Source organism: Burkholderia metallica, from assembly GCF_001718555.1.
GTDB lineage: Bacteria > Pseudomonadota > Gammaproteobacteria > Burkholderiales > Burkholderiaceae > Burkholderia > Burkholderia metallica.
Map to the genome: position 1 here is coordinate 1856648 of NZ_CP013401.1, position 22304 is coordinate 1878951.

Here is a 22304-nt window from a genome sequence, read left to right on the forward strand (position 1 = left end):
CGAGGCGGGACATCGACAAGCTTGCCGCAGAAGCAAGCACGCACGGGATCGTTGCGACTGGGCAGGCAATCCCGGCATGACCTGAGCCGTCCCGAATCTAGAACGCGTCCCCACTGAACAGCGCCACGACCGCCTGCGGATTCGACGGCCAGTACATGTGCATGTACGTCGCGACGATCGCGTCGTGGCGATAGACGGCTTCGCCGCTGTCCGCTCCACCGTCGGGGCGCGCGGCGAACGCGACCGGCTCCAGCGTCGTCGCGAGCCGCGAATAGTGGAACGTATGGCCGCGCATCGGCCCGGTGCGCGTGTCGAGCTGCTGCATGCCGAGCGCAGCGAACCTTCGCTGCATCGTCGCATGACCCGGCAGTACACCCACCATCGGCGTGGTCACGCCGTCCACATCGGTCAGCGATTCGCACAGATACACCATCCCCCCGCATTCCGCGACGATCGCCCGGCCGGCCGCCGCGTGTGCGCGAATCGTTCGCGCCGTCGCTGCATTCGCCGCGAGCGTCGCCGCATGCAGCTCGGGATAGCCGCCCGGCAGGAACAGCGCGTCGCAATCGTCCGGCACGGGTTCGTCGGCGAGCGGCGAGAAAAACCGCAACTGCGCGCCGAGTGTGTCCAGCAACGCAAGATTGGCCGGATAGATGAACGAGAACGCCGCATCGTGCGCCACTGCGATCCGCTGGCCGGCGAGCGCGCGCGGCAGCGGCGCCGCGGCGTCCGGTTCCGCGAACGCGACGGCCGGCGGCAATGCGGCGAGCGCCGTGTGCGCGAGCACGTCGGCCGCCCGCTCGAGCCGTGCATCGAGATCGTCGATGTCGGCCGGTTGGTGCAGGCCGAGATGCCGCTCGGGCAGTGCGATGCCCGCGTCGGCCGGCATGTGCCCAAGCCAGCGCAGGTCGGCGGGCAGCGCCTGTTGCAGCAGTTCCGCATGCCGGGCCGAGCCGACCCGGTTCGCGAGCACGCCGTGAAACGGCAGCCCCGGCCGGAATCGCGCGAGCCCGAATGCGATCGCCGCGAACGTCTGCGCCATCCCCTTCGCGGCAATCACGGCGACGACCGGCACGCCGAACGCGGCCGCGAGGTCGGCACTGCTCGGCGTCCCGTCGAACAGCCCCATCACGCCTTCGATCAGGATCAGGTCCGCGTCGCGCGCGGCGTCGGCCAGCAGTGCACGGCAGCCGGGCTCGCCGACCATCCCGAGGTCGAGCGCATGCACGGGCGCGCCGCTCGCGCGTTCGAGCAGCATCGGATCGAGAAAATCGGGCCCGGTCTTGAACACGCGCACGCGGCGGCCGAGCCGGCGGTGCAGCCGCGCGAGGCCGGCCGTCACCGACGTCTTGCCCTGGCCCGACGCGGGCGCGCTGACGAACAGCGCGGGGCAGTCCGGCATGCTCAGAACTCCACGCCGCGCTGCGCCTTCACGCCTTGTTCCTTGTACGGATGCTTGACGAGCCGCATTTCGGTGACGAGGTCGGCCGCGTCGATCAGCGCATCGGGCGCATGCCGGCCGGTCACGACGACGTGCACCGAAGCGGGCCGCGCGGCGAGCGTCGCGAGCACTTCGTCGAGCGGCAGGTATTCGTACTTCAGCACCGTGTTCAGCTCGTCGAGGATCACCATCCGGTAGTCGCCGCTTTCGATCATCCGGCGCGCCTCGTCCCAGCCTTTGCGCGCGGTCGCGATGTCGGCGTCGCGGTTCTGCGTGTTCCACGTATAGCCATCGCCCATCGTCACGAAATCGCATTCGGCCACCGCGCCGAGGAAGTCGCGCTCGGACGTGTGCAGCGCGCCCTTGATGAACTGCACGACACCGAGCCGCATGCCGTGACCGAGCACGCGTACGGCCATGCCGAACGCGGCGGTGCTCTTGCCCTTGCCGTTGCCGGTGTTGACGATCAGCAGGCCCTTTTCGTTGACGGCGGCGGCCTGCTTCTTCTCGTGGCCCGCGCGGCGGCGTTCGGTCATCCGTTGATGGGATTCGGCGTCGGTTTTCATCGGATTCGTCCTGTCGAAAGAAAGCGGAACAAAGGGTTCACAGCGGGCCGGCGAGCGCGACCGTCACGCCGTCCCGGATGGATCGTGGGCCCAGCAGCCGGCCGCGCGGCGCCGCGAGCTGCGCGCACGGCTCGGCCACGCCCGCGACGCCGAAGCGCGCGAGCGCGGCATCCGACGGGCCGCTCGCGGCCAGTTCGGGGCGGCTTGCGAGTTGCGCCGCGTCGAATGCGACGAGCGGCCAGCCGCGTCGCGCGCACAGCGTGCGCAGTGCGCGGGCGCGCGCCTTGTCGGCGAGCGTGGCGACGAGCGCCGGTTCGGCGGCCGGATACCGCACCAGCGCCGCACGGATCGCGGCATCGAGCTGCGCGGCCGTCACGCCCGCGCGGAAACCGACGCCCAGCGCGACGCGCATCATGCGTTGCCGCCGAGCGCGGCGCGTACTGCGGGATCGTCGGCGAGCGCCGCGACGCGGCCGATCACGACGATGGCCGGTGAGCCGATGCCGGCCGCGCCGATGCGCGCGACGAGCGTATCGAGCGTCGCGAGTACGTGACGCTGTTCGGGGCGCGTCGCATGCTCGATCGCCGCGCACGGCGTGTCGCCGGGCAGGCCGCCAGCACGCAGCGCCGCTGCGATCGTGTCGAGCCGGCGGATGCCCATGTAGATGACGATCGTCATGCGGGTGGCCGCGAGCGCGCGCCAGTCGGGCTCGTCGGCGCCCGCGCCGTGGCCCGTGACAAAGATCACGCCCTGCGCGTCGCCGCGCTGCGTGACCGGAATGCCGAGTGCGGCCGGCGCGGCAATGCCCGCGGTGACGCCGTTCACGACCTCGACCGGGAATCCCGCCGCGCCGAGCGCCGCGAGCTCCTCGCCGCCGCGGCCGAACACGAACGGATCGCCGCCCTTGAGCCGCGCGACGCTGCGGCCCGCGCGCAGGTGCGCGAGCATCGCGGCGACGATCGCCTCCTGCGGCGTCGACGCATGACCGCCGCGCTTGCCGACGTACTCGATGTTCGCATCGGCACGCGCATGGCGCAGCACGTCGGGATTCACGAGATCGTCGACGAGCAGCACGTCCGCCGCGCCGATCGCGTGCACGGCCTTGAGCGTCAGCAGGTCGGCGTCGCCGGGGCCGGCGCCGACGAGCCACGCGCGGCTCATCGGGCGCGGCACGGCGCGCACCGTGTCGAAACAGTGGAAAAGGGCAGGCGGGCGGCACGGCGGCGGCCAGCTAGGAAGTCACGCATCACGGATCGAGCGAAGCCCGCGCGAACGCGGGCGGAAGGCGCACCCCATCCGTTCCCCGCGGATCGGGCGTTCGGCGAGCGTCGGGCTCGCCCCTTGCGTCGGCCGGTATCCGGGCTGGCCGCTTGCCAGGCCGCGGCCTTCCCACCCGGCTGAAGGGCAGTGGCATCGTGGGCGGCACGGGCGCGTGCGCGGGGAAGCGCGTCGCGCGGGCGGCGTACCGTTGCGGGGACAGCACAGGCCGGGCGGGGAGCCGCCTCCTGTTTCCCGTTTAACTGCGGGCGCGGAATGCGCCTGCGAGCACCGAACGCGGCGCATACGATAGCACAGCGATCCGCCCGCGCGAACCGCCGCGCGTGGCCTGCGACGCGGCGCGACGGCCGTGCCGGATGCGGCCCGGCGGCCCCGTTCGCCTTGACGCTCCCCGCACCGCCGCCTACACTCGCACGCGTTTTGGTGCTCGCGCGCGCCGCTCCGGTGCGCGCAGTTAAACGGGAAACAGGGAGCCTGCCTGCGCCGCAGTCGAGCCAACCTGTGCTGCCCCCGCAACGGTAAGCGAACGCGTCGCGCGCAAGCGCCACGCAACGCCGCTTCGCCGCATGCCGATGCATGCGGACGACCGCCACTGGATGCCGCGCGCATCCGGGAAGGCGAAGCGGCGTGTTCGTCAGCCCGGATACCGGCCCGAACATTGGGGTACAGCGCCGCGGGGAGGCGGCGCATCGTCCACGGCCGCAGCAGGCCCGACGCCCGCGCGTTGCACGCTGCCTCCGCCGATCTGCCGCCGCGCGAGCGCGCGCCGGCCGGCGCGGCGAACGGCAGGCAGCGCGAGCCGGGCCGGCGGCAGCCGTGTTGGCATTCACGATGTCGACCGTTCGCAAGGAAGCACCATGTCCGATTCGTCGTTCCGCCCGTGCCGCGGCTGTCCGCGCGGCGGCATGCGCGCGATCCGCCAGCCGAACTGCCACGCCGCCCTCGACGCGACGATCCCGCGCTGATCCATTTCCGACACAGGACCTACCATGACCCTACGCAAGCTTCCCGTCACGATCGTCACGGGCTTTCTCGGCAGCGGCAAGACGACGCTGATGCGCCACATCCTGCAGCACGCCGAAGGCCGCCGCATCGCGGTGATCGTCAACGAATTCGGCGAACTCGGCATCGACGGCGAAATCCTCAAGGGCTGCGGCATCGGCTGCGAGGATGCCGACGGCGCGCAGGGCGAAGCGTCGGGCCAGCTGTACGAACTCGCGAACGGCTGCCTGTGCTGCACCGTGCAGGAAGAGTTCTATCCGGTGATGGAGGCGCTCGTCGAGCGCCGCGCGGACATCGACCACGTGCTGATCGAGACGTCGGGCCTCGCGCTGCCGAAGCCGCTCGTGCAGGCGTTCAACTGGCCGACGATCCGCAACAGCTTCACGGTCGACGCGGTGGTGACCGTCGTCGACGGGCCGGCGGCCGCGAGCGGCCAGTTCGCGGAAAACCCGCAGGCCGTCGACGCGCAGCGACGCGCCGACCCGAACCTCGATCACGAATCGCCGCTGCACGAACTGTTCGCCGATCAACTGTCGTCCGCCGATCTCGTGATCGTGAACAAGGCCGATCTCGTCGGCGACGCGCAATTCGCGCAGATCGAAACCGCGATCCGCGACGAGATCCCGCCGCAGGTGAAGATCGTGCGCGCGACGCGCGGCGAACTCGATCTCGCGATGCTGCTCGGGCTCGAATCGGCATCGGAAGAAACGATCCACCTGCGTCACGATCATCACGGCTCGGCCGACGACGGCGATCACGACCACCATCACGACGATTTCGACTCGGTGGTCGTGTCCGGCGACGCCGGCACGCGCGAAGCGACGATCGCCGCGCTGCAGCGCGTGGTCGAAGCGCACACGATCTACCGCGCGAAAGGCTTCGCGGCGCTGCCCGATGCGCCGATGCGGCTCGTGATCCAGGGTGTCGGCCGCCGCTTCGACAGCTATTTCGACCGTCGCTGGCAGGACGGCGAAACGCGCGCGAGCCGCTTCGTGCTGATCGGCGAGGATCTCGACGCGGCCGCGCTGCAGCGTGCGTTCGACGCCGCTTGCGCGGCCGAGCCGCAACAGGCGTAACGGACGATGCATCTCCTGCGCACCACGCCGGGCGGCTTCGTCGACGATACGCAGGGCGTCGTCCGGATCGATCAGCAACCGGCCGACATCGTGATCCTGAGTTCGGCCGACACGACGCTGTCGCTGCTCGCGAGCGTCGTGCCGCGGCTGCCGGCCGGTTTCCCGAGCGTGCGGCTCGCGAACGTCACGTTCCTGCGGCAGCCGGCGTCGGTCGATTTCTATGTCGACGACGTGCTGCGGCACGCGAAGGCGGTCGTGATCGACCATCTCGGCGGCGAGGCGTACTGGCCGTACGGGATCGAGCAGGCCGTGTCGCTCGCGTCGAAGCGCGGGCAGCAGCTCGCGATGTTCTCGGGCGACCTGCAGGAAGACCCGAACCTCGTCGCGAAGAGTACCGTCGCGCCCGACCTGTGCCGGCTGTGGTGGCGCTATCTGCGCGAAGGCGGCGTGCACAACGCCGACGCGCTGCTGCGCAGCATTGCGTTCCACACGCTCGGGTTCGGCGACGCCCCCGAACTGCCGCGCCCGCTGCCGGCCGCGGCGCTGTATCACCCGGCGCGCGACCGCGCGAGCGTCGACGACTGGCGGCCGCGCTGGACGCCCGGTGCGCCCGTCGTCGCGATCCTGTTCTATCGCGCGCACTGGCAGGCCGCGAACACGGCCGTGTTCGACGCGCTGGCCGATGCGCTCGTCGAGCAGGGGCTCAATCCGCTGCCGATCGCGGTCACGTCGCTGAAGGACGCGGTGAGCCGCGAAGTCATCACGCAGCTTTGCGACACGCACGAGGTCGCGCTCGTGCTGAATACGACCGCGTTCGCGGCCGGCGCGATCGACAGCCCCGAACACGACGTGCTCGCGGGCGACGCGCCGGTGCTGCAGGTGATCCTGTCCGGCGGCAATCGCGACGCGTGGGTCGCCGACAACCAGGGGCTGCATGCGCGCGACATCGCGATGCACATCGCGCTGCCCGAGGTCGACGGCCGCATCGTCACGCGCGCGGTGAGCTTCAAGGGGCTCGCGTGTCGCTGCCCGCATACCGAAGTCGACGTCGTGCGCTACCAGCCGGACGCCGAGCGGATCGCGTTCGTCGCGGCGCTCGCGCGCGGCTGGTGCCGGCTGCGCACGCTCGACAACGCCGACAAGCGCATCGCGCTGATCCTCGCGAACTATCCGCAAAGCGAAGGGCGGATCGGCAACGGCGTCGGCCTCGACACGCCGGCGTCCGCGCTGCGCGTGCTCGCGGCGCTGCGCGACGCGGGCTACGCGGTGGCCGACCTGCCGCCCGACGGCGACGCGTTGATCGCGCGCCTCACCGAAGGCGTGACCAACGACCCGGCCGTGCACACATTGCGCCCCGCGTTCCAGAGCTACCTGCTGGCCGACTACGTCGCGCGTTTCGCGCGGCTGCCGGCGGCGGTGCGCGATGCGCTGAACGCACGCTGGGGTCCGCCCGAAGCCGACCCGACGCTGCGGCAAGGCCGCTTCACGATCGCCGGCTGGCGCGCGGGCAACGTGTTCGTCGGCATCCAGCCGTCGCGCTCGCGCGGCGAGAACGACTACGCGAGCTACCACGATGCGGATCTCGTGCCGCCGCACGCGTATCTCGCGTTTTATTTCTGGCTGCGCGATGCGTACCGCATCGACGCGGTCATCCATCTCGGCAAGCACGGCAACCTCGAATGGCTGCCGGGCAAGAGCGTCGCACTGTCCGACGCGTGCTGGCCCGACCTGACGCTCGGGCCGTTGCCGCACCTGTATCCGTTCATCGTCAACGATCCGGGCGAGGGCAGCCAGGCGAAGCGCCGCGCGCAGGCCGTGATCGTCGATCACCTGATGCCGCCGCTCACGCGCGCGGAAAACTACGGCCCGCTGCAGGATCTCGAACGGCAGGTCGACGAATACTACGAAGCGCTGATGGTCGATGCGCGGCGCGCGAAGCTGCTGCGCAAGACGATCCTCGCGACGATCGCCGAGCATCGTCTGCATGACGAACTGAGCGTGTCGCCGCCGCTCGATACGGGCGACGAAGATGCGCTGCTCACGCGCGTGGACGCATGGCTGTGCGAACTGAAGGAAGCGCAGATCCGCGACGGGCTGCACGTGTTCGGCCTGTCGCCGGCCGATCGGCAGCGCCGCGACACGCTGCTCGCGCTCGCGCGCTTTCCGGTGGGCGACGGCAAGGGCGGCCGCGCAGGGTTGATCGGTGCGCTCGCGCGCGATCTCGCGCTCGGCGACGACTTCGATCCGCTCGCGGCCGACTGGGCCGCGCCGTGGGTCGGCCCGCGCCCGGCGATCCTGCAGGCGCTCGACGCGTCGCCGTGGCGCCATGCGGGCGATACGCGCGAGCGGCTCGAACGGCTCGCGCAGCAATGGCTCGACGCGCTGTGCGCGGCGGACGATGGCGACACGGGCGCCGACGCGACGCCTCCCGGCGAATGGCAGCACACGCTCGCCGTGATCGAACGCGTGCGCGCGACGCTGCTGCCCGCGCTCGACGCGTGCGGCGGCGAGGAAATGCGCCAGCTGCTGCGCGGGCTCGACGGCCGCTTCGTGCCGCCGGGGCCGAGCGGCTCGCCGTCGCGCGGCCGCCCCGACGTGCTGCCGACCGGCCGCAACTTCTACTCGGTCGACACCCGCGCGGTGCCGACGCAGGCCGCGTGGTCGCTCGGCCTGAAATCCGCGCAGCAACTGATCGAGCGCCACCAGCAGGATCACGGCGACTATCCGCGCGCGATCGGGCTGTCCGTCTGGGGCACGGCGACGATGCGTACCGGCGGCGACGACATCGCGCAGGCGTTCGCGCTGCTCGGCGTGCGGCCGAAATGGGCGCACGGCAGCCACCGGGTGACCGACTTCGAGATCCTGCCGATCGAGATCTTCGACCGGCCTCGCATCGACGTGACGCTGCGTGTGTCGGGCTTCTTCCGCGACGCGTTCCCGAACCTGATGCACCTGTTCGATGCGGCCGTGCAGGCGGTGGCCGCACTCGACGAGCCCGAGGCACTGAACCCGATCCGCGCGCGCATCGAGCGCGAACGCGCAAAATGGATCGCGCAGGGCGTCGCGCCGGACGAGGCGCGGCGCCGCGCCGGCTGGCGCGTGTTCGGCGCGCGGCCGGGCAGCTACGGCGCGGGCTTGCAGGACCTGATCGACCAGCGCCGCTGGCAGACCGACGCCGACCTCGCCGACGCATATCGCCAGTGGGGCGGCCACGCGTATGCGCAGAACAGCGCGGGCGACGCGGCGGCCGACGTGTTCGGCGAGCGGCTCGCGACGATCGACGTCGTCGTGCAGAACCAGGACAGCCGCGAGCACGACATCCTCGATTCGAACGACTACTACCAGTTCCAGGGCGGGATGACCGCGGCCGTGCGGCATCTGTCCGGGCAGCAGCCGAGCCTCTACCACGGCGACCACGCGAACCCGGCCGCGCCGAAGATGCGCACGCTGCGCGAGGAAATCGCGCGGGTGATCCGCTCGCGCGTGATCAACCCGAAATGGCTCGACGGCGTGAAGCGCCACGGTTACAAGGGCGCGGCCGAAATGGCCGCGACCGTCGATTATCTGTACGGCTACGACGCGACCGCGCGCGTGCTGTCCGACCACCAGTACGCGCTCGTCGCCGACGCCTACCTGTTCGACGATGCGACCCGCGCGTTCCTCGAACGGTACAACCCGAAGGCGCTGCACGGCATCTGCGAACGCTTCGTCGAGGCGATGCAGCGCGGCCTGTGGCAGCAGCCGGGCGACTATCGCGAACGGATCGAAGCGGTCTGGTTCGCGAGCGAACAATTCCAGGAAGGAGGACGGCGATGACCGGTCCGACGACGCACCGCGCCCGCGCGGTTTTTCCGTTTGCGGCGCTCGTCGCGCAGGACGCGCTGCAGCAGGCGCTGCTGCTCGCCGCGATCGACCCGTCGCTCGGCGGCGTGCTCGTGAGCGGGCCGCGCGGCACCGCGAAGTCGACCGCCGCGCGCGGCCTCGCGGAGCTGCTGCCGGAAGGGCAGTTCGTCACGCTGCCGCTGTCGGCGAGCGACGAACAGGTGACGGGTACGCTCGATCTCGCGCACGCGCTCGCCGAAAACGGCGTGCGCTTCCAGCCGGGCCTCCTGGCGCGCGCGCATCTCGGCGTGCTGTATGTCGACGAGGTGAACCTGCTCGCCGACGGGCTCGTCGATACGCTGCTCGACGTCGCCGCGAGCGGCGTGAACATCGTCGAGCGCGATGGCGTGTCGCATGCGCACGACGCGCGCTTCGTGCTGATCGGGACGATGAATCCCGAGGAAGGCGAACTGCGGCCGCAACTGCTCGACCGCTTCGGCTTGATGATCGAACTGGAGAACTGCTTCGACGCCGCGCAGCGTGAGCGGATCGTGAAGGCGCGGCTCGCGTTCGATCTCGATCCGGATGCGTTTCGCGCGCGTCATGCCGCCGCGCAGCGCGCACTCGGCGACCGGATTCACGCAGCGCGCGCACGGCTCGCGGCGCTCGATTTCGACGATGCGGTTCATGCGCGCGTCAGCGCGCTGTGCATCGACGCGGCCGTCGACGGGTTGCGCGCCGATCTCGTGATGCTGCGCGCGGCGCGCGCACTGGCCGCGCTGGAACAGGCCGACGCAGTGGCGGTGTCGCACGTGGAGCGGGTGGCCGACGCGGTGCTGCGGCACCGGCGCCATGCGGGCATGCCGCCGTCGTCCGGCGCGCCGCAACCCGACGACGAACGCGGCGGCCACGCTTCGCCCGATGCGCGCGAGCGCCCCGGCGAGCCATCGGGCGCGGCGCAGAACGATGCCACGCCACCGCAAGGCGACTGGGGCTACCTGCCGCCCGAGCCGGCCGGGCTACGCGACGTGAAAGGCGTGATGCCGCTGCCGCTAAAAAAACGCTGAGCCATCGAGCCCGCGCCGCCGCGAACGCCGTTCGCGGTCCTCGATGGCAAGCAGGCGCCGCCGCGCACGTGCCGGGGACGGCACGCGCGGGCACGGCCGTGGCGTGGCCCGCGACGCTCGCCGCGAAACGCGGCGGCCCGCTGCAGCGCGATCATCTGCGCTTGCGGAAACGCGCGGGCGCGCCGCACGCGCTGCATTGCTTCGTGCTCGACTGTTCGGCATCGATGCTGTCGCACGAGCGGCTCGCATTGGCGAAGGGGCTGATCGTCGCGTATTTCGACCAGGCTGCGCGCGACCGGGTCGAAACCGCGCTGATCTGCTTCGGCGGCAACGGCGCTGTGCGGCGCTTCGGCCCGGCCGTGCCGCGCTGGTGGAATGCGCGCTGGCTCGAACCGGTCGAAGGCGGCGGCGGCACGCCGCTCGCGGACGGCATCGCGGCCGCCGCGCAATTGCTCGCGCGCGCGGCACGGCGCGAACCCGGCGCGCAGCGCTGGCTGTGGGTGCTGTCCGACGGACGCACGCGCGAGACGCCTGCGAAACCCGCGGCGGCCGATCACGTCGTGTTCGTCGACTTCGACGACGCGGCCGTGCGGATCGGGCAGGGCGCGCGGCTGGCCGCGGCGTGGGGCGCGCAGTGGGTGACGGCCGACGCGCTGTGCACGGGTCGCGCCGGCTGATCGCCGGCCGGCGGTGCGCTATGATCGCGGCTTCTGCTGCTTCTGCTTCAACCCACTGGAAAAACCCGCCATGCAAGTACTGGTCGATGCCGACGCGTGTCCCGCCGTCATCAAGGACATGCTGTTTCGCGCCGCGCGTCGTGCCGAAATCTGCGTGACGCTGGTCGCGAACCAGTTTCTGCGTACGCCGCCGTCGCCGTTCATCAAGGCGGTGCAGGTGCCGGCCGGCTTCGACGTGGCCGACGCGCGCATCGTCGAGCTGGTGGAAGCGGGCGACCTCGTGATCACCGCCGACATTCCGCTGGCCGCCGCCGTGCTCGACAAGGGCGCGCATGCGCTCGACCCGCGCGGCAACTGGTTCAGCCGCGAGAACATCGAGGAACGCCTGTCGACGCGCGCGATGATGGATCAGCTGCGCAGCGCGGGCATCGACACGGGCGGGCCGGCGCCGTTCAGCGCGCGCGACGGCAAGGCGTTTGCGTCGCAGCTCGACCGGTTTCTGGCTCGGCACGGCAAGCCTTGACGATGCGTTGACGCGGACGCGCGCCGCGCATCTCGCGACACGCGCGGCCTGATCCGCATCGAATCGCGCGCATGGCCCCGGCGAGGATGCAGGTTCGTACCGACGCTGCTATCGTGGCGCAAACCACAACACAGGAGCGCACGCGTGTCACCGACCCAACTTCTCGTTCCGACCTTCACCCAGATGCTGCGCGCGCAGACCGCGTGGCTCGACAAGGCGGCCGCGCACCGGCAGGCCGCGGGCGACACGCCCGACACGGCGATGACGCTGAAGCTCGCGCCCGACATGTATCCGCTCGCGGCACAGGTGCGCTTCTCGTGCTTCCAGGCGATGGAGCCCGTCCACCGTTTGCGTGGCGAACCGTTACCGGCCGCGCTGCTGGCGTTGCGCGAGGCCGGATGGAATGCCGATGCGCAGCCCGGCACGCTCGCCGACGCGCAGGCGATCATCGCCGGCACGCTCGCCTTTCTCGGCGAACTCGCGCCGGATGCGCTCGACGGCGGCGTCGCGCTGCCGATCGCGCTCGAATTGCCGAACGGGATCGCGTTCGACATGACGGGCGAACAGTACGCGCGCGACTGGGCGCTGCCGCAGTTCTACTTCCACGCGATCGCCGCTTACGCGATCCTGCGCCACCACGGCGTCGAACTCGGCAAGGCCGACTACGTGCCGCACATGCTCGCGTACGTCCGGCCGGGCACGATTCCGCAAGGGTGAGCAGGCCCGTGTCGGGCCACGTCGAAACGACATGACGCGCGCGCTCTTCATCTGCAGTCGCAACCGGCTGCGCAGCCCGACCGCCGAAGCGGTATTCGCCGCGTGGCCGGACGTCGAAGCCGACTCGGCGGGCCTCGCCCCCGATGCGGATACACGCGTGTCCGCCGAGCAGCTCGACTGGGCCGACGTCGTGTTCGTGATGGAGCGTGCGCACAAGGCGCGGCTGGCGGCGCAGTTCGGCGCGCAGCTGCGGCACAAGAAGATCGTGTGCCTCGACATTCCCGACCGTTACACCTACATGCAGCCCGAACTCGTCACGCTGCTCGAGCGCAAGGTCGGCCCGTATCTGCACGCGTGACCGTTGCGGGCGATAGCGGGCTCAGCGCAGCCGGCCGTTCGCGATCGCCGAAAAGCAGTCGAGCCGCAGCAACTCGATGATCTTGCGCGTCGGCACGCTCGCACGCAGCGTGTCGAGCCGGTCGACGGCGAACCACTTGCAGCGGGCGATCTCGTTGCTCGCGCGCGGCGTCAGGTGCGCCGGCACGTCGGCCACGAACACGTGATGGAGCTTCGTCAGCCCGCCGAACTGCACCGCGTAGTCGAGCGCGAGCCCCTCCAGCCGCGTTTCCTCGGCAAGCTCCCGCAGCGCGGCATCGAGCGGTGTCTCGCCGCGCCGGATCGTGCCGCCCGGCAGCGACCAGCGCGACGCGGTGCGGGCGACCAGCAGCACGCTGCTGCGCTGACGGCACACGATCGTGGCGCGTTCCTTGATGACGTCGAGAATGTCCGGCCCGGTACTCATGTTCGGCAAAACAGGTGCTCAATCGTGGAGAAAATGCACGTCGGCGGCGCGCTGCCGGGCGGCGGGCCGCGACGGTGTGCAGGCAGCCGCAGCGATCATACCGGCCGTTCGTGACAGTTCCGTGCAACCGCGTCGCGGGCCGGGCGCCGGGTCACGCGTGCGTATAGATCCCGCTGCGCGCCGGCTTCGCGTGCCGCGGCTGGCGGCGCTTGTGAACGGCACGCCGGTGGTGGCGCGCCGGCGGCGTCGCGTGCCGGCGCGCGGGGGCAGGCCGTGCGGTCGGCGCGGCTGCGCCGGGCATCTGCGTCTGTCCTTCGCCGAAATGGAACGTCTGCGTTTGTGCGTGTCCGGTGCCCAGCGTCGACGCGAGGATGAAAACTGCCAGCAACATCCGTTTCATGAATGATCCGCCCGATTTTTTGAGATGAAGATTGCCCGCCAGCTTAGCGAAACGCGGGGCGCGACCGCAACCAGCCGGTATTCGGTGTCGCCCCCACTTGCGCACGGCCGCATTGTCCGCGCCGGCTGATCAGGGTGCGGCCGGGGTTGACAACGAAATTCCCGAGTGTGAATATAAATTCATGCACAAGAATTATTCGTCGAATCCGGACGATCGCGCCGCGGAGCACGCGGCCGCCGGAGCCGGCAGTCCGATCAACCGGAACCAGGAGCGGGACGCATGGCGGAACACGAGCAGCAGGGCGCGCTGGCGGGATTGCGCATCATCGATCTGTCGCGGGTGCTGGGCGGCCCGTACGCGACGCAGATCCTGGCCGACCACGGTGCGCAGGTGATCAAGATCGAGCCGCCGTCCGGCGACGAAACCCGCACGTGGGGGCCGCCGTTCGACGGCGATACCGCGTCGTACTTCCTCGGCGTGAACCGCAACAAGCTCGGCATCGCGCTCGATCTGACGCAGGCGGCCGACCGGGAGCGGCTGCTCGGCCTGCTCGAACACGCGGACGCGATCGTCGAGAACTTCAAGATCGGCACGATGGAGCGCTGGGGGCTCGGCTTCGACGCGCTGCATGCGCGCTTTCCGCGCCTCGTCCACTGCCGCGTGTCGGGTTTCGGCGCGGACGGCCCGCTCGGCGGGCTGCCCGGTTACGACGCGGCCGTGCAGGCGCTCGCGGGGCTGATGAGCGTCAATGGCGAAGCCGGCGGCGCACCGCTGCGGGTCGGCGTGCCGATCGTCGACCTCGTCACCGGGCTGAACGCGGCGCTCGGCGTGCTGATGGCGTTGCGCGAGCGCGACGTGAGCGGCCGCGGCCAGTTCGTCGAATCGACGCTGTTCGACTGCGCGCTGTCGATCCTGCATCCGCATACGCCGAACTTCTTTCATTCGGGTCGCGCGCCGGTGCGTACCGGCAATGCGCATCCGAACATCACGCCGTACGACAGCTTTCCGACCGCGGGCGTCGACATCTTTCTCGCGGTCGGCAACAACGGGCAGTTCGCGGCGCTGTGCGACGTGCTCGGCACGCGCGACTGGCTCGACGATCCGCGCTTCGCCGACAACCGCGCGCGCAGCGCGAACCGCGCCGCGCTGCGCGCACGGCTCGAAACGGCGCTGGCCGGCCACGACGGCGCCGCGCTCGCCGAGCAGCTGATGCGTCGCGGCGTGCCGTGCGCGCCGGTGCTCGGGCTCGACGCGGCGCTCGACCATCCGCATGTCGCGCATCGGCGGATGAAGGTGGAACTGGGCCGGCATCGCGGGATCGCGTCGCCGATCAAGCTCGGCCGCACGCCGGCCACGTACCGGCGGCCGCCGCCCGCGCTGAACGAACACGCGGCGCAGGTGTTCGCCGACGCGGTCGGCGGCGAGCGCGACACCGAACCGCACCGGCGCTGACCGCCAGCGCGGGCGCCGGCCGTGCCGCGCGCCCGACGCCGCCGCACGGCCGTGCATACCGCACGACCATTCGAACATCACGCCGGGCCGCCCACGGCCGCACCGGCGCAAGAGGAGACGCATCATGCTTGCATGGATCGGCGCGATCGCCATCGTCGCGCTGTTCGGCCTGATCATCACGAAGCGGCTGTCGCCGCTCGTCGCGCTGATCGTCGTGCCGGTGGCCGCCTCGCTCGCGGCCGGTTTCGGATTGCAGACCGGCAAGTTCATCGTGCACGGCGTACAGAACATCGGCCCGATCGCCGGGATGTTCGTTTTTGCGATTCTTTTTTTCGGAATCCTCACCGATGCGGGGATGCTCGACCCGATCATCGCGGGCGTGCTGCGCGTGATCGGCTGTCATCCGCCGCGCATCGTGATGGGCTCGGCGCTGCTCGCGCTGCTGATCCATCTCGACGGCTCGGGCGCCGTCACGTTTCTCGTCACGCTGCCCGCGATGATGCCGCTCTATACGCGGCTCGGGATGGATCGCCGCATCCTCGCGTGCGTCGCGTCGATGGCAGCCGGCGTCAACTTCCTGCCGTGGGTCGGGCCGATGCTGCGCGCGTCGGCGGCGCTGCACATTCCCGGTTCCGCGATCTTCATGCCGATGATTCCGGTGCAGATCGTCGGCCTCGTGTTCGTGTTCGGCACCGCGTACGTGCTCGGCGCGCGCGAGGCGAAGCGGCTCGGGCTCGATCGTGCCGGCGCGGCGTCGCTCGCGATTGCGCCGCGCGCGCTGACCGATGCCGAGCGCGCGTTGCGCCGGCCGGAGCGCTTCCGGATCAACGTCGCGCTGACGCTCGTCGTGCTCGTCACGCTCGTGTCGGGCATCGTCGACCCGATGGTGATGTTCATGCTCGGCACGGTCGCCGCGCTCGGGATCAATTACCCGGATGTGCAGGCCCAGCGCGAGCGGATCGACGCGCACGCGAAGGCCGCGCTGATGATGGCGAGCGTGCTGCTCGCGGCCGGCGCGTTCACCGGCATCATGTCCGGCACCGGGATGCTGAAGGCGATGGCGGAAGTGGTCGTCGCACACGTGCCCGTCGAGCACGCGCGCCACATGCCGTTCGTGCTCGGGCTGCTGTCGATGCCGCTCAGTCTGCTGTTCGACCCCGATTCGTTCTACTTCGGCGTGCTGCCGGTGCTCGCGGAAAGCGCGAAGCTGCTGGGCGTGCCGCCGATCCAGATGGCGCAGGCCGCGCTGCTCGGCCAGATGACGACCGGCTTCCCGGTGAGCCCGCTCACACCCGCGACGTTCCTGATCGTCGGCCTGACCGGCGTCGAACTGGCCGAGCACCAGAAATTCACGATTCCGTTCCTGTTCGCCGCGACGGTGCTGATGGTGTTCGCCGCGGTGATCGTCGGGGTGTTTCCGTTGTGAGCGCCGCCGACCTACCGCTTCGTTTCGATGTGCCGGGCACATCGTTTCGCACCGGCACGGCGTTCGCGGCGAGCGTCCTGTCGCCGCCCGACATTGTCTTGAGAGCGGCGCGACCGCTCGCGTTTTTCCAGGAGAGCAATCCATGCAGTTCGACCTGACCGATGACCAGCGCGCGATCGAAAGCGCGATCGAGAAAATCTGCGCGCGCTTCGGCGACGACTACTGGCTCGAACGCGATCGCGCGGGCGGGTTTCCGGCCGATTTCCACGCGGCGCTCGCCGAGGCCGGCTGGCTCGGCATCGCGATGGACCCGGCCCACGGCGGCGCCGGGCTCGGAATGACCGAGGCCGCGCTGATGATGCGCACGATCAGCGCATCGGGCGCCGGCCTGTCCGGCGCGTCGGCCGTCCATATGAACATCTTCGGGCTGAACCCGGTGCAGGTGTTCGGCAACGACGCGCAGAAGGCGCGCTTCCTGCCGCCGCTGATCGCCGGGCGCGACAAGGCGTGTTTCGCGGTGACGGAGCCCGACGCGGGCCTCGACACCACGCATCTGACCACGCAGGCGCGCCGCGACGGCGGCCACTACGTGCTGAGCGGGCGCAAGATCTGGATCTCGACCGCGCAGGTCGCGAACAAGATGCTGATCATCGCGCGCACGACGCCGCTCGACCAGGTCGCGAAGCCGACCGACGGGTTGAGCCTGTTCTATACCGACCTCGACCGCACCCGCGTCGAAGTGCGCGAGATCGAGAAGATGGGCCGCAAGGCGGTCGATTCGAACATGCTGTTCATCGACAACCTGCGCGTGTCGCGCGACGACCTGATCGGTAACGAAGGCGACGGCTTTCGCTATCTGCTGCACGGGCTGAATCCCGAACGGATCCTGATCGCCGCGGAAGCGATCGGGCTCGGGCAGGCCGCGCTGCGCCGCGCGACGCAGTATGCGGGCGAGCGCGTCGTGTTCGGCCGGCCGATCGGGCAGAACCAGTCGATCCAGCATCCGCTCGCGCTCGCGTGGATGCAGCTCGAGGCCGCGTGGCTGATGGTGATGAAGGCGGCCACCCGCTACGACGCGGGGCAGCCGTGCGGCGCGGAGGCCAACGCCGCGAAATACCTCGGCGCGGAAGCCGCGTTCCACGCGTGCCAGACGGCGGTCGCGACGCACGGCGGAATGGGCTATGCGAAGGAATACCATGTCGAGCGCTATCTGCGCGAGTGTATGATTCCGAGGCTCGCGCCCGTGAGCCCGCAACTGATCCTCTGCTACATCGCGGAGAAGGTGCTCGGGCTGCCGAAGTCGTACTGACCGTATCGACCCGGCCGCCGGCCCGGTGCGCGGTTTCCCGTTCCGATTCAAGCGCTCGTCATGGACGTCAAACTCGTTGCCCGCACGCTCGACCTGTTCGAGCTGTTCGCCGCCGAACGGCGGCCGCTGCCGCTGACCGAACTCGCGCGCCTGCTCAATGTGCCGGCGTCGAGTTGCCTCGCGATGGCGCGCACGCTCGTGAGCCGCGGCTACCTGTATGAAGTGCGCAAGCGCGGCGGCTATTACCCGACGCGCCGCCTGCAAACGATCGCCGCGGCGATCGACGCGACCGACCCGGTCGTCGACATCGTCCATCCGCATCTCGTCGCGTTGCGCGACGCGAGCCGCGAGACGGCCGTGCTCGGCAAGATCCAGGGCGTGTCGGTCACGTACCTCGACGTCGTCGAATCGGAGCAGGCGATCCGCTATACGCGCGCGCCGGGCGAACTGCGCCCGCTGCACGCGAACTCGATCGGCAAGGCGATCTTCGCGGAACTGGCGGGCGACGCGCAGCAGGCGCTCGGCGCGCAGTTGCCGTTCGAGCGCCTCACCGGCGCGACGGTGGCAGATCTTCCCGCGCTCGTCGCACAGACCGCGCGGTTTCGCGATCTCGGCTGGGCCGAGAACTTCGGCGAGAGCGCGCCCGAGCTGTCGGCGATCGCGGTCGCGCTGACGCTCGACGGCGACTGGTACGGGTTGTCGGTGGTCGGACCGACCGAGCGCATCCGCCAGCATCGCGATACGCATGCGGCGCTGCTGGTCGACGCGAAGGCGCGGCTGCTGGCCGAGCACGCGCGCGGCTGAGCCGGTGGCTGACGGCGAGCGGGCCGCGCCCGCCGCGCGACGGGGCCGTCCGCCGGCGTTCGGCAAGCGAGCGCCGTGAACGGCCCCCGATGCGCGGGCCTAACGACGGCCGTGCCGCATCACGACTTCACCCACACACCGCCCGCACTCGGGTTGTCGCCCTGCGTCCACCATTTCGCGCAGTATTTCGCGCCCTGGTACATCACGCAGGTGCCGCCGGAATACGCGGTGGTCGCCGACCACGTGGCCGTGCCGCCGCCGACCGGCTTCCACACGGCGGCCTGGCCGGGCACGTCGCCCTGCGTCCACCATTGCGCCTGATACGTCGTGCCCTGGTAGGTGACCGTCGCGCCGGCCGTATAGACCTGGCCGGCCGCCCAGGGCGCACCCGGCTGCGGCGTGCCGCCGTCCGAGCCGCCGCCGTAGTTCGGGTCCTGCGTGACGCCCGCGCCCCACTTGCCGCCGAGCTGCTTGAAGATCGTCGCGAACGCGTACGGCTGCTGCGCGACGCCCGAGCAGGTCGGCGACGCATAGGCGCCGCCGGACGGGCACGCCTGGTCGCGGCCGACCGACCAGTTGCCGAAGAAGCCGTAACCGTTGGCGAGCGCCGCGTTCAGCACGCTTTGCGCATTCGCGAGCGTGAAGGTTTCGCCTTGCACGTCGTTCACGCCGATCATCGGCGTGACGCCGACCATCTGCCGGAGCTGCGCATCGGTCTTCGGCTGACCGGCCGACTTGAAGGCCGTATCGAGCTGAGAATAGAGCGCCTGCGCGGCGCTGATCGCCGCGGCGCCCATGTCGATGTTCGCGGGGCCGTAGTCCATCGCCATCACGTTCACCGCGTCGAACACGGTCCGGTTCGAGATCGCCGCGTTGACGACGTTCAGGCCGTCCTGCGTGAGCCCGGTCGGCATCGTCGGCAGCGTCAGCGTGACGAGCAGCGGCTTGCCCTTCGCCGCATAGCTCGCCTGCAGCTGCGCGACCGCCTGGAAGTTGCGCGCGATCGCGGCCGTGTCCGTCTGCGACGCCCCCTCGATGTCGAAGTCGACGTGCGTGAGGCCGTACGTGTCGATCACGGTCTGGTACGCGCTCGCGAGCGCGGGGACCGTCGAGCACGCCTGCATCAGCGGCGTGCCGTTCGCGCCGCCGAACGATACGGCGACTTCACCGCCTTTCGCGCGATAGCTCGCGATCGACGTCGACAGCGCGGTCAGCAGGCCGCCGCTCGCGCCGTTGCCGATCGGCTGTACGCCGCCCCACGACGGCGTACAGCCGCTGCCCGCGACCACGAACGCGAGCGTGAACTGCTGGATGCCTTGCCGGACGCCGATCTGGTCGACGAGCGGCGTCGGATAAAGCGTCACGTCGACATAGGGCGCATAGACGCCGGCGCCCTGGGACACGCTCGCCACGGCGAGCAGACAACCCGCGGCGAGGGCGCGCGGGATGAAACGCGGCAACACATTGTTGTTCATTGTGTTCTCCAAGTGGAAGAGGGATACGCTGGCCCGCGTATCGCCGCCGGTCGGGCGACCGGGCGTGCCCGGCCGACGGCGTGCTCATCTTGGAGGATTCGAGCCGAATAGTGAATAGTCAGGAGTTCTTTTTGTTATTTGATTCCCGATACGTAACGATCTTGCCGATTCGACACGGTTGCGCAACGCGTGACGGGCGATTTTGCCGATCGATTGCGCGATGCCCGACGCCGCCCGATGCGCATCGCTCGCGATGATTCAGGCCGGCGCCGGCTGTGCCAGCGTGCGCGCCAGCGCGACGAAGCGCTCGACGCATGCCGATGCGAACGGCGCGTTCCACGACACGATCTGCTCGACCGCGCGCGTGCCGGCGAGCGGCACGTACACGACACCCGGACGCTGCAGCGTGGCCGTGAAGCCCGGCACGATCGCGATGCCGCGCTCGGCGGCCACCAGCGAGACGAGCGTCGTGATCTGCGCGGCGGTCGCCCCGATGCGCGGCGCGAAGCCGGCGCGCGCGCACAGGTCGTCCAGCGCCGCGGTCAATGCCGAGCCGAAGCCCGGCGGAAAAGTGACGAAGGTGGTATTCGCAAGCTCCGCGACGTCGACGCTCGCCCGGCCCGCGAGCGGGTCTCCGGCCGGCACGGCCGCGACGAGCGGTTCGCGCGACACGACGAGCGACGCCACCGGCACGCCAGGCGCACCGTCCCACGCCCAGCCGAAGCCGATGTCCATCGTGCCGTCCGCGATCTGCCGGCGCTGGCTGGCGGTCGCCGCCTCGCGGAACACGAGTTCGACGTCGGGCATCGTGCGGCTCGCGACGCGGATCACGTCCGGGAACGTGTCGGACATCGGGATCGAACTCGCATAGCCGATCACGATCCGCCCGGCGACGCCTTGCGCGATCTTGCGCGCGCTCGCCTCGGCCTCGGCGGCCGCGCTCACGACGTTGCGCGCGTGTTCGAGAAACGCGGTGCCTGCCGGCGTCAGCCGCACCGCGCGCGTCGAGCGCTCGAACAGCCGCACGCCGAGCTCGCTTTCCAGCGCGGCGATATGGCGCGTCAGCGGCGGCTGCGCGACCCGCAGGCGCAACGCCGCGCGGCCGAAGTGCAGTTCGTCGGCGACGACCACGAAATAGCGGAGGCGGCGCAGGTCGAGCATTGTTGTCGTTCCGGTATCAATCGCGATGAAAACGGTATTGGCGTGCACACGGCGCGCTCGTCAGACTGTCGGCATCGACGACCGGGCAGCTCCGATGAACGACAGGACCACGCGCATCGCGTTCTTTCTCTGCGGCTTCGCCGCGTTTCTCAATCTGTATTCGACGCAGGGCATCCTGCACGAACTCGCGGCCACCTTCGGCGTCAGCGCGGAGCGCGCGGGGCAGGGCGTGAGCGCCACGACGACGGCCGTCGCCATTATCGCGCCGTTCGTCGGCGTGCTGGCCGCGCGCATCGAGCGGCGCGTCGCGATCTCGCTGGCCGCGGTGGCCGTCGCGCTGCCGGTCGTGTGGTCCGCGCATGCGGGCAGCTTCGCGTCGTTTCTCGGCGCGCGCTTCGCGGCCGGTCTCGTGATGCCGTTCGTTTTCGCGTTGTCGATCGCGTACGTCGCCGAGCGCTTCGATCGCGGCACGTCGGCCGAGATCAGCGCGCTGTTCGTCGCCGGCACGACGCTCGGCGGTTTCGCCGGCCGCTTCGCGACCAACCTGATGACGTCGATGTGGGGCTGGCGGCATGCGCTCGACGTCGTCGCGGCGCTGTGCGTCGTCACGGGCGCCGCGATCTACGCGAGCCTGCCGGCATCCGGCGCGATCGCGCGACGCGTGGACCACGCGGCAGAGGCCGGGGCCGGACCGTTGTGGCACATCGTCACGCGCGGCCCGCTGCTCGCGTCGTTCGCGATCGGCGCATGCGTGCTCGCGTCGCAGGTCGCGACGTTCACGTTCGTCGGCCTGCGCCTCGCCCGCGCGCCGTTCGGCTTCGGCACGGTCGGGATCGGCGCGATCTATGCGGTGTTCCTGGTGGCGGTGGTCGTGACGCCGCTGGCCGGGCGCCTCGCGCGGCATCGCGGCCCGCGCGCGCCGGGCCTCGCCGCGGCCGCGCTCGCGATCGGCGGGGCGCTGCTCACGCTGTCCGACGACGTGCCGGTGATCCTGGCCGGCCTCGCGCTCAGCTCGACCGCCGTGTTCGTCGAACAGGCGTCGGCCAACACGTTCATTTCGCAGGCCGCGTCGGGCGCGCGCTCGACGGCGATCGGCATCTACCTGTCCTGCTATTACTTCGGCGGCAGCCTCGGCTCGATCCTGCCGGTGCCCGGCTGGCACCGGTGGGGATGGGCCGGCTGCGTCGCGTTCGTGGTCGCGGCCCAGGCCATCGTCGGCGTGCTCGTGTACCGGTTCTGGCGCGGCGGCGGCACGGCCGGCACCGCGCCTGCCGGCGCGCGCGGCGTCACGCCGACGCGATGACCG

20 protein-coding genes and 2 riboswitches are annotated in these 22304 nt (G+C 70.6%); of the genes, 12 read left to right on the forward strand and 8 right to left on the reverse strand.

The genetic code is table 11. The features are described 5' to 3' along the window. Window positions 1-97: 97 nt before the first annotated feature. Genes WJ16_RS08285 through cobA form a run of 4 tightly spaced genes read right to left on the reverse strand, consistent with a single transcriptional unit; the run spans window position 98 to window position 3168 of the window. A complete protein-coding gene (locus WJ16_RS08285) occupies window positions 98-1402 on the reverse strand; it encodes a cobyrinate a,c-diamide synthase (protein WP_069256646.1) in 1305 nt (434 codons plus the stop codon). 2 nt (window positions 1403-1404) lie between these two features. Then, window positions 1405-2007 (reverse strand): cob(I)yrinic acid a,c-diamide adenosyltransferase, encoded by a 603-nt coding sequence (gene cobO, locus WJ16_RS08290; protein WP_069256647.1) that lies wholly within the window; start codon window positions 2005-2007, stop codon window positions 1405-1407. Window positions 2008-2044: 37 nt separating this feature from the next. Next, window positions 2045-2422 carry a cobalamin biosynthesis protein gene (locus WJ16_RS08295; RefSeq protein WP_069256648.1) on the reverse strand — a complete coding sequence of 126 codons (378 nt, stop codon included), beginning with the start codon at window positions 2420-2422 and terminating at the stop codon, window positions 2045-2047. Further along, complete coding sequence (gene cobA, locus WJ16_RS08300; RefSeq protein ID WP_069258005.1) at window positions 2419-3168, reverse strand: uroporphyrinogen-III C-methyltransferase; 750 nt, start codon at window positions 3166-3168, stop codon at window positions 2419-2421. Before cobA ends, WJ16_RS08295 begins: the two co-directional genes overlap by 4 nt. 170 nt (window positions 3169-3338) lie before the next feature. After that, a riboswitch (cobalamin riboswitch) is annotated at window positions 3339-3576 on the reverse strand. A gap of 113 nt (window positions 3577-3689) precedes the next feature. Beyond that, window positions 3690-3954: riboswitch (cobalamin riboswitch) on the forward strand. A 320-nt stretch (window positions 3955-4274) separates the two neighbouring features. Between cobA and cobW the strand changes: the two genes are divergently transcribed. The 7 genes from cobW (at window position 4275) to WJ16_RS08335 (ending at window position 12527) form a co-directional block, all read left to right on the forward strand. Continuing rightward, the gene (cobW, locus tag WJ16_RS08305) at window positions 4275-5363 is read left to right on the forward strand and encodes a cobalamin biosynthesis protein CobW (protein ID WP_069256649.1); all 1089 of its coding nucleotides are present in this window, start codon (window positions 4275-4277) and stop codon (window positions 5361-5363) included. 6 nt (window positions 5364-5369) lie between these two features. Then, a complete protein-coding gene (gene cobN / locus WJ16_RS08310) occupies window positions 5370-9179 on the forward strand; it encodes a cobaltochelatase subunit CobN (protein WP_069256650.1) in 3810 nt (1269 codons plus the stop codon). Beyond that, a complete protein-coding gene (locus WJ16_RS08315; RefSeq protein ID WP_069256651.1) occupies window positions 9176-10252 on the forward strand; it encodes a magnesium chelatase ATPase subunit I in 1077 nt (358 codons plus the stop codon). The genes cobN and WJ16_RS08315 overlap by 4 nt, the downstream gene beginning before the upstream one ends. Before the next feature lie 68 nt (window positions 10253-10320). Next, window positions 10321-10929 (forward strand): vWA domain-containing protein, encoded by a 609-nt coding sequence (locus tag WJ16_RS08320; RefSeq protein ID WP_069256652.1) that lies wholly within the window; start codon window positions 10321-10323, stop codon window positions 10927-10929. A gap of 70 nt (window positions 10930-10999) precedes the next feature. Further along, window positions 11000-11452 (forward strand): YaiI/YqxD family protein, encoded by a 453-nt coding sequence (locus WJ16_RS08325; protein ID WP_011351963.1) that lies wholly within the window; start codon window positions 11000-11002, stop codon window positions 11450-11452. 144 nt (window positions 11453-11596) lie between these two features. Continuing rightward, window positions 11597-12169, forward strand: coding sequence for a DUF1993 domain-containing protein (locus WJ16_RS08330; protein WP_069256653.1), 573 nt, complete (start codon window positions 11597-11599; stop codon window positions 12167-12169). A 31-nt stretch (window positions 12170-12200) separates the two neighbouring features. Next, entirely contained in the window at window positions 12201-12527 is a 327-nt protein-coding gene (locus tag WJ16_RS08335) for a low molecular weight protein tyrosine phosphatase family protein (RefSeq protein ID WP_069256654.1), read from the forward strand. A 21-nt stretch (window positions 12528-12548) separates the two neighbouring features. Here the strand turns inward: WJ16_RS08335 and WJ16_RS08340 are convergent, their stop codons facing one another. Further along, a complete protein-coding gene (locus WJ16_RS08340) occupies window positions 12549-12971 on the reverse strand; it encodes an NUDIX hydrolase (protein WP_069256655.1) in 423 nt (140 codons plus the stop codon). Window positions 12972-13122: 151 nt separating this feature from the next. Next, window positions 13123-13371, reverse strand: coding sequence for a hypothetical protein (locus WJ16_RS08345; RefSeq protein WP_069256656.1), 249 nt, complete (start codon window positions 13369-13371; stop codon window positions 13123-13125). Between the two features lie 279 nt (window positions 13372-13650). On the opposite strand from WJ16_RS08345, the gene WJ16_RS08350 reads away from it, so the two are divergent. The 4 genes from WJ16_RS08350 to WJ16_RS08365 all read left to right on the forward strand — a co-directional run bounded on the left by WJ16_RS08350 (window position 13651) and on the right by WJ16_RS08365 (window position 18362). Next, complete coding sequence (locus WJ16_RS08350) at window positions 13651-14823, forward strand: CaiB/BaiF CoA transferase family protein (protein ID WP_069256657.1); 1173 nt, start codon at window positions 13651-13653, stop codon at window positions 14821-14823. Between the two features lie 124 nt (window positions 14824-14947). Next, window positions 14948-16249 (forward strand): CitMHS family transporter, encoded by a 1302-nt coding sequence (locus WJ16_RS08355; protein ID WP_069256658.1) that lies wholly within the window; start codon window positions 14948-14950, stop codon window positions 16247-16249. A 142-nt stretch (window positions 16250-16391) separates the two neighbouring features. Then, window positions 16392-17558 carry an acyl-CoA dehydrogenase family protein gene (locus WJ16_RS08360; RefSeq protein ID WP_069256659.1) on the forward strand — a complete coding sequence of 389 codons (1167 nt, stop codon included), beginning with the start codon at window positions 16392-16394 and terminating at the stop codon, window positions 17556-17558. Between the two features lie 60 nt (window positions 17559-17618). Then, window positions 17619-18362 carry an IclR family transcriptional regulator gene (locus tag WJ16_RS08365; protein ID WP_069256660.1) on the forward strand — a complete coding sequence of 248 codons (744 nt, stop codon included), beginning with the start codon at window positions 17619-17621 and terminating at the stop codon, window positions 18360-18362. Between the two features lie 119 nt (window positions 18363-18481). Here WJ16_RS08365 and WJ16_RS08370 read toward each other — a convergent pair whose 3' ends face one another. Continuing rightward, window positions 18482-19837: a chitinase gene (locus WJ16_RS08370; protein ID WP_069256661.1), complete on the reverse strand. Its 1356-nt coding sequence runs from the start codon at window positions 19835-19837 to the stop codon at window positions 18482-18484. 258 nt (window positions 19838-20095) lie between these two features. Beyond that, the gene (locus tag WJ16_RS08375; RefSeq protein WP_069256662.1) at window positions 20096-20998 is read right to left on the reverse strand and encodes a LysR substrate-binding domain-containing protein; all 903 of its coding nucleotides are present in this window, start codon (window positions 20996-20998) and stop codon (window positions 20096-20098) included. Window positions 20999-21092: 94 nt separating this feature from the next. On the opposite strand from WJ16_RS08375, the gene WJ16_RS08380 reads away from it, so the two are divergent. Beyond that, window positions 21093-22301: an MFS transporter gene (locus WJ16_RS08380; protein ID WP_069256663.1), complete on the forward strand. Its 1209-nt coding sequence runs from the start codon at window positions 21093-21095 to the stop codon at window positions 22299-22301. The last annotated feature ends 3 nt before the right edge of the window (window positions 22302-22304 follow it).

What these genes read in the sequence shown, in the direction of transcription:
- WJ16_RS08350 (WP_069256657.1), top strand. Translation starts at nt 13,651, where the DNA reads ATGGCGGAACACGAGCAGCAGGGCGCGCTGGCGGGATTGCGCATCATC.
- WJ16_RS08375 (WP_069256662.1), bottom strand. Translation starts at nt 20,998, where the DNA reads ATGCTCGACCTGCGCCGCCTCCGCTATTTCGTGGTCGTCGCCGACGAA.
- WJ16_RS08365 (WP_069256660.1), top strand. Translation starts at nt 17,619, where the DNA reads ATGGACGTCAAACTCGTTGCCCGCACGCTCGACCTGTTCGAGCTGTTC.
- cobO (WP_069256647.1), bottom strand. Translation starts at nt 2,007, where the DNA reads ATGAAAACCGACGCCGAATCCCATCAACGGATGACCGAACGCCGCCGC.
- WJ16_RS08355 (WP_069256658.1), top strand. Translation starts at nt 14,948, where the DNA reads ATGCTTGCATGGATCGGCGCGATCGCCATCGTCGCGCTGTTCGGCCTG.
- cobA (WP_069258005.1), bottom strand. Translation starts at nt 3,168, where the DNA reads ATGAGCCGCGCGTGGCTCGTCGGCGCCGGCCCCGGCGACGCCGACCTG.
- WJ16_RS08345 (WP_069256656.1), bottom strand. Translation starts at nt 13,371, where the DNA reads ATGAAACGGATGTTGCTGGCAGTTTTCATCCTCGCGTCGACGCTGGGC.
- cobW (WP_069256649.1), top strand. Translation starts at nt 4,275, where the DNA reads ATGACCCTACGCAAGCTTCCCGTCACGATCGTCACGGGCTTTCTCGGC.
- WJ16_RS08335 (WP_069256654.1), top strand. Translation starts at nt 12,201, where the DNA reads ATGACGCGCGCGCTCTTCATCTGCAGTCGCAACCGGCTGCGCAGCCCG.
- WJ16_RS08315 (WP_069256651.1), top strand. Translation starts at nt 9,176, where the DNA reads ATGACCGGTCCGACGACGCACCGCGCCCGCGCGGTTTTTCCGTTTGCG.
- WJ16_RS08325 (WP_011351963.1), top strand. Translation starts at nt 11,000, where the DNA reads ATGCAAGTACTGGTCGATGCCGACGCGTGTCCCGCCGTCATCAAGGAC.
- WJ16_RS08285 (WP_069256646.1), bottom strand. Translation starts at nt 1,402, where the DNA reads ATGCCGGACTGCCCCGCGCTGTTCGTCAGCGCGCCCGCGTCGGGCCAG.
- WJ16_RS08295 (WP_069256648.1), bottom strand. Translation starts at nt 2,422, where the DNA reads ATGATGCGCGTCGCGCTGGGCGTCGGTTTCCGCGCGGGCGTGACGGCC.
- WJ16_RS08360 (WP_069256659.1), top strand. Translation starts at nt 16,392, where the DNA reads ATGCAGTTCGACCTGACCGATGACCAGCGCGCGATCGAAAGCGCGATC.
- WJ16_RS08380 (WP_069256663.1), top strand. Translation starts at nt 21,093, where the DNA reads ATGAACGACAGGACCACGCGCATCGCGTTCTTTCTCTGCGGCTTCGCC.
- cobN (WP_069256650.1), top strand. Translation starts at nt 5,370, where the DNA reads ATGCATCTCCTGCGCACCACGCCGGGCGGCTTCGTCGACGATACGCAG.
- WJ16_RS08370 (WP_069256661.1), bottom strand. Translation starts at nt 19,837, where the DNA reads ATGAACAACAATGTGTTGCCGCGTTTCATCCCGCGCGCCCTCGCCGCG.
- WJ16_RS08340 (WP_069256655.1), bottom strand. Translation starts at nt 12,971, where the DNA reads ATGAGTACCGGGCCGGACATTCTCGACGTCATCAAGGAACGCGCCACG.